The sequence below is a fragment of the Paraburkholderia sp. RL17-373-BIF-A genome (assembly GCF_046030175.1).
GTDB lineage: Bacteria > Pseudomonadota > Gammaproteobacteria > Burkholderiales > Burkholderiaceae > Paraburkholderia.
In genome coordinates this window covers 1-6250 of sequence record NZ_JARESO010000133.1, presented here as the reverse complement: position 1 = coordinate 6250, position 6250 = coordinate 1, and the positions used below count along the sequence as shown (strand labels likewise).

General features: G+C 61.4%; 4 protein-coding genes. 1 reads left to right on the top strand and 3 read right to left on the bottom strand.

Translation table 11 applies throughout. From position 1 onward, the window contains the following. Nucleotides 1-187: hypothetical protein (locus P0D80_RS48140; protein WP_408295321.1), on the top strand; the 187-nt coding region annotated here is incomplete at its 5' end. On the opposite strand, the gene P0D80_RS48135 is transcribed toward P0D80_RS48140, so the two are convergent. The 3 genes from P0D80_RS48135 to P0D80_RS48125 all read right to left on the bottom strand — a co-directional run bounded on the left by P0D80_RS48135 (nucleotide 157) and on the right by P0D80_RS48125 (nucleotide 5682). Further along, nucleotides 157-708: a glycine-rich domain-containing protein gene (locus tag P0D80_RS48135; protein WP_408295318.1), complete on the bottom strand. Its 552-nt coding sequence runs from the start codon at nucleotides 706-708 to the stop codon at nucleotides 157-159. The two genes, P0D80_RS48140 and P0D80_RS48135, sit on opposite strands and share 31 nt — an antisense overlap. A 46-nt stretch (nucleotides 709-754) precedes the next feature. Further along, a complete protein-coding gene (locus P0D80_RS48130) occupies nucleotides 755-4081 on the bottom strand; it encodes a bifunctional diguanylate cyclase/phosphodiesterase (protein ID WP_408295315.1) in 3327 nt (1108 codons plus the stop codon). A 518-nt stretch (nucleotides 4082-4599) separates the two neighbouring features. Continuing rightward, complete coding sequence (locus tag P0D80_RS48125) at nucleotides 4600-5682, bottom strand: porin (protein ID WP_408295312.1); 1083 nt, start codon at nucleotides 5680-5682, stop codon at nucleotides 4600-4602. Nucleotides 5683-6250: the final 568 nt, after the last annotated feature.

Genomic DNA, 6250 nt, shown 5'->3' with positions numbered 1-6250 from the left:
CCGCCTGGTCTTCCGAACAAAGCCGCGAAACGCGACCTGCATCGCGACCGGTCAGGTCGCCCCTGACGGCATCGTCAACAATACACGCCCAACAGGCATGGACGCGATCGCCCGGATCACATTGACGCGGGCGATTCGACGCTGGCAGAACAGCTGTCAGGCGCACCCTGCGCTGGCCGGAGCGTGAGTTGTGCGCGCCATGTGTGTCGGGGTCACCGCACAGTAGGCAGGTTTCGCTTGCGCACCCGGAGTGATCGCACAGTAGGCAGGCTTCGCTTCCGCACCCGGCGTGATTGCACAGTACGCTGGCGTATCTGCTGATGCGGCGCCAAACTCGCGCACCATCAGTTCGCCGGTTGTTGCAGCCAGTTCCTGCAGATGCGCTTCATCGTCGGCGCCATCGATCCCCACATAAGGGCTGTGATGCAGCACATAGCCAAAGAGACGCTCGCAGTCGGAGGCATAGCGCTGCGTGTCAAGAATGTGCGCGTGCCAGAACTGATCCACCCCCTCGCCTGGCACGATGGTGACGGTGGGATATTTCGCCGACAGTTTCAGGAACTGCCGGTAGCCGTGCTCGGCGCGCGCGACCGTCCCCGGGGTCCACCCGCTCTCCTTCCGGTGAAGCAGCTTTGCCTTGATCCGGTCAAACTCAAGTTCATCAATGGCCTGCCAGGTTCCTGCTACATCTCGTGCTTGCTGTTGCATGGTAAAGCTCCTTTCATGTGTAATGAGCGCGCCAGAGGCTTCAGCCTCACGCACGCACGGCTTGCGGTTCCTGCTCTTCGGCAAGACCGCGCTCCAGCCGGCGACTCAGGAAAGCCGTCATATCGCTGGCAGGAATAGGACGGCTGTAGAAGTGCCCCTGGACTTCATCACAGCCTTCGTTACGCAGAAAATCGATGTGCGCCTGGGTCTCGGCCCCTTCGGCGACCACCTCCAGCCCGAGACTGTGGCCGAGCGCGATGACGGCGCTGGTAATCTGCGCGTCGCTCTGGCTGTCGGGCACGTCGCGAATAAACGAGCGATCAATCTTGATCACGTCGATCGGGAAGTGGCTCAGATAGGCGAGCGATGAATACCCGGTGCCGAAATCATCGATCGACAGGCGCACGCCGGTCCTTTTCAGGCTCGCAAGCCAGCCGGCCGCCTGTTCGGGATGACGCATGACCACGCTCTCGGTGAGTTCCAGTTCGAGCAGATCGCCGGGCAACTGGGCCTGCTCAAGCGCCTCGACGATGTCGTTGTGCAGATGCGGATCCGCGAACTGGCGCGCCGACAGATTGACGGACACGCGCATAGACCCCAGGCCTCGAGCTAGCCACCCGGCGTTCTGCCGGCACGCCTCGCGCAGCACCCACGCACCGATCTGCACAATCGTGCCCGTTTCCTCGGCCAGCGGGACGAAATCCATTGGCATCACCAGTCCAAGCGTCGGGTGATGCCAGCGGATCAGCGCCTCGACCCCGGTACAGCGGTTTGATTGCAGGCTGATGCGCGGCTGGTAGTACAGCACGAACTCGCCGTTGTGGACCGCGTGCCGCAGATGGGATTCCATGTCGATACGTCGCTGCAGGGTCGTACTCATCTCGTGGACGTACAGTTGATACGTGTTCTTGCCCTGTTGCTTCGCGCCATACATCGCGATATCAGCGTGTTTGAGCAGCGTCTGGGCATCGTCGCCATCGCCGGGGAACGAACTGATGCCGATACTGGCGGTGACCCGTACTTGCCGCCCGCTCACGGCAAACGATCCGGAAAGTGCGGTCTGGATAGCAGCGACGGTCTGTTTGATGTCAACCCGCTCGTCTCGTTGATCCTCGATGAGCACGATGAATTCGTCACCGCCCAGACGGGCGATCATTCCGGTCTGTGTTACCTGCTCGCGCAGACGGTCGGCAACGGCACGCAGCAGCAGGTCGCCGGCGTTGTGTCCCTGTGAATCATTGACGTCCTTGAACTGATCCAGATCGATGAACAGGACATGGAGCGCGGTCTCCTCACGGCGTGCGCGCAGCAGCGCTTCTTCCAGCCTGTCCCTGAACATCAGGCGATTCGGCAGGCCGGTCAGGGCATCGTGATTCGCGATGAAGCGCAGATTTTCTTCAGCCTGGCGTCGCAGCAGGAAGTGACTCGCCTGGATCGCGATCGAGCGCGCCATCGCCAGCGCGTGGGGTTCCGTCTGGCGCCTGTCCCGGGCGTAGAATTCGGCCATGCCGAGCGTGGTTGCGCCGGCACGAAGCGGAAAGGCGAACACGGTGGCAATCCCCGCGGCAGCAAGCCATTCAGCGTGCGCAAGCCGCGTTAAGGTGTTCTTTCCCGCGCTCCAGCAAGGCTCCGTCGTGACCTCCCCGGCAAACGCCGAGGGGCTATCCGGGCGCGACGCCAGCCAGCGCTCGAGCCCGGGTATCCGCGTGCGCCAGGTGGCGCAAAGCGATTGTCGTTGACCGGGCTCCGTGGGCCAGAACGCGCCCGCCTCCCAGCCCATGCCATCCACCAGCACGTCTACCAGTTGCCGGAAAACATCGAACTCGTTCGTCGCCGTCGCCAGTTGCAGCGTGATGGCATGTTCCTGCTGTTGCGCGCGCTCCGCCGACTTGCGCTGCGTGATTTCCATCGCGGTGCCACGTAGTGCCCGCTCCTCGGGCGGTCCGTACGCGTGCCCGATCAGATGCAGCCAGCCTCGTCGACCACGCGTGGACCGGTAGCGACATTCGAGCTGGAACGGGGTGCCCGCGCGAAGCGTCCTTTTCGCGTGGGCCACCAGCGCCGCACGATCCGCCGGTTCGATCACGCCCATCAGCGCCGTCAGTGGCAGCGTCCCGCCGTGCGAGCCGATGAGGCGGGCCATCTCGTTCGACAGAAGGACCGTCCCGCCGTCAACACTGATCCGCCAGTCACCCAGATGCGCAATACGCTGCGCCTCGGCACGGGCGATTTCACTCTCCCGCAGCGTATGCGTGATCCGTTCGGCCAGCCTGACGGCCCGCACGCGCGAACTCGACAGCGCGTAGCCCAGTGCACCCAGCAGCACGCTGATGAGCGTGCCGGTGACGGCGGCAAACATCGGCAGACGACGTTGTGCGCCGCTCAGCGTCGCCGGATCGGCGGCGAACACGATCAGCCAGCGCCGCCCGCCAAAGGGTTGCACAAGACTCTTCGCGAACTGCTGCCCGTCACGCGCTGACGCGCTGAACTTACCACCGGACGACGCTGAAGGGTGGGCAGCAGACCCGCCGGCATGGGTTGTGGTGTTACGGCTTACGTCGTCGCGTGGCATGTCCCCAATGCCCGCTACGCTGTCGAACAGCATCGTGGATGGCGACGGCGAGACGGCCGGCGTGTCGAACGTGCCCGCGTCGTAGATGCGGAAGCGGATCACGCGCAGTGTTTCGTCGTCGAGCAGCCCCGTCATCAGGTCCCGGACGCGGATGCCCGCTCCAACCGAGCCGATATAGGCGAGCCGCCGTTGATCGACGGTATCGTGCGGCATGCCTTTCCGGTAGACCGGCAGGCGTAATGCGATGCCAACGTGCGGGTTACTGCCCTCGGCGAGGATCAGGCGTCCGCTGCTGACGGGTTGCCCCGTGTCGCGCGATCGTTCGAGGGCCGCCAGCCGTCGTGGCTGCAACCCAAGATCGAGGCCGACCGACGGCAGATTCGGCGCCATGGGTTCGACGTAGGACAGCACAAAATAAGCGGGACGCGCGCCTGCCGGCCGGATCACGAAGTCAATGCCGGCGTCTCGCAGAATCGGGTCGCGGCGCTGTGTGGCAACAAACTGCTCCACGTCCGCGCTCCGAATGTACGGTGCATAGTTCAGGGTCTGAAAACCGGGGTAGCGCGCGGGCAGATTCAGGCCATTCACGAAGTCGCGAAACTCGCTGCGCGATACCTCGTCGCCCGCACTGAACAGCGCCTGCATCGTCACCAGCACATCGGAATACAGGCGGACACGCATGTCGATTCTCTGTTCGACATCGCGGGTGTCATTGTCAAAGCGCAGGCTCGCCTCGCGCCGGATCAGGTCTGCACTGACCGAATACACCACGACCGTAGCCGCGAGCCCGAGCAGCAGCATGCCGACCGTCAGGCCGATTGCATAACCACGGTGAGCCGGGCGCAGCAATCGCCCCCACGTCTCGCGCACGTCTATCCCCCGGAATACGGCACTCACAACGATTCGCGGTCTGCCGACTGGGCATTTATGCTTGCCGCCCGGAAAACATTACGCGCGAACTACAGACATCTTCACGAACCGGTCAGACAACCTGTATCGATCCATTACCGATTTATCAATAGCCGCACTTTAATTGGCGCGGCTATGCACCGCATAGCGCAAGGACGACAGATTTACGGAAAACCTCAATGGCTGTTTCGCGTTTCCAGATAAAAATCCACTCGCCCTTTTTGTAACAACGGCCACACAATTCGGAAATTCAACTTCATCATTTCCGGTTTGTGTCTACGTAGCTTAGACCAAGCCAGTCTTTTGCCTAGTTATCACGAACCCCTATTCAGGAATGTCGCGATAAGGCCGTTACCGCTGCCGACATCAACGCGGTTGAGTGCCGACCGGCAATACCTTCCGAAACGACGTTAGAACGTGTGTCGCAGGCCGAGTGCTACGATCATCTGGGTATTCGTGCTCGAAGGAGACAACAGGAACAACTCGGCCGTGACGCCGGAACTGGCGCGCAGATAGACGGCGTTGAGATACACGTCGGTGCGACTGGACAGAAAATAATCCGCGCCGAGCGCGATCTGGTTCCAGTGGTCGCTGTCGAGTTTTGAATAGGCATAGCTGGCGGCCAGGAAAAAAGCGGCGCTCAGCTTGTATTGGGCGTTGCCTTCTTCGGTGCGCAGGACGGCCGATTTCCCCTTGTTCTGGAAGTCCACCAGGGTGAACAGGCCTTGCAGCAGGACTGGGCCAAGCTGATACCCCGCCGCCGCTCCCGTGATGACCAGTTTGTCGAACACTACCGGCCTAGACAGTGTGCCCAACGGCCCTGATCCGGATAAGGGCGCACCCAGCACCGGCGTTCCAATACCAAAGACGGCCTGGTAATTGTGAATCGCGGTGTAAGCGGCGGCCAGGTGTAGCGGGCCACGCGCGTAGGCGGCGCCGAAACCGGTCGCACTGTTGCGCGAGAAATTTCCCGCCTGGCCGCCAAACGAATGCAGTGCGCCGAGCTGCAGGCCACCGAGACTCGGGGACACATACTTGACCGTATTGTCCATGCGCTCGCCACCGAGCCGGTCGTAATCTCCAAGATGGAAGGCGAATACGCTAGGGATCAGCGTGCCGGAGGAGAACGGCGACAGGTTCGTTGTCATGAAATCGTACTGCCGGCCCAACGTGATCGTGCCCAATCGGTCGCTGGCGAGGCCGACAAACGCCTGCCGGCCGAATTCCAGCCCGCCCTGGCCCAGCGTGCCATTGGTAATGCTGAAGCCGTTTTCGAGCCTGAATATCGCATGATATCCGCCGCCGAGGTCCTCCACGCCGCGAAAGCCCCAGCGATCATTGCGAGCGACGCCACTGAACTGGGCCCACGTGCGGCCGCCACGTATGTTGTTCGTATAGGTGAGCGCGTCATCCACGATGCCATAAAGCTGCACGCTACTCTGGGCACGAGCTTCATGGGCAGGCAACGCGACGCAAGCCAGCATGGCACCCATGATCGAACATGACGTGAATCGTTTGAGCCTATGCGAAACAACTGAGTTATCCTCGCGATGTCGAATGAGTCGCTGCTTGCGTCGGGTTAAACAACACATGAACGATGCTCCTTGGGAGTTAGCCTTATCTGTTTCGTATAATCGCAGGCACCCGCTGTTGTTATTTACGAAAAACGGTGGAGACTTACGAAGTCCTACCCTATTGAACGGTAACAATCTACCAGCCAGAAGAAAAAAGGCTTTCCGGAAAAAGGTGGCACTTTTGTCTTTGATGCGGTCACCGCCCATGGTTGCAGATCTGTCAATGCCGGTAACGCACGCCTTTACAGTTCGTCCAATCGGGTGCGCGAGATCCGTTTCATGGAGGCATTACTGACAAGTGCACCAAATAGGCTTTGTTCGGAAGACCAGGCGCGACCAGGACACGTCTGATGGCATAAGGGAAGGCGTGGGAGTAAAAGTGGTGTCGTGAAGAACGGCGGGCTCCCCATGGCGAACAGGACGAAACGGCAGAGCGGCGAGGCGCGCAAGCGCGAGAAGCCGGGCTACCGTGTCACCAATGCGCGCG

Coding starts and splice junctions, on each gene's coding strand:
- P0D80_RS48125 (WP_408295312.1), bottom strand. CDS start 5,682: ATGGGTGCCATGCTGGCTTGCGTCGCGTTGCCTGCCCATGAAGCTCGT.
- P0D80_RS48135 (WP_408295318.1), bottom strand. CDS start 708: ATGCAACAGCAAGCACGAGATGTAGCAGGAACCTGGCAGGCCATTGAT.
- P0D80_RS48130 (WP_408295315.1), bottom strand. CDS start 4,081: ATGCTGCTGCTCGGGCTCGCGGCTACGGTCGTGGTGTATTCGGTCAGT.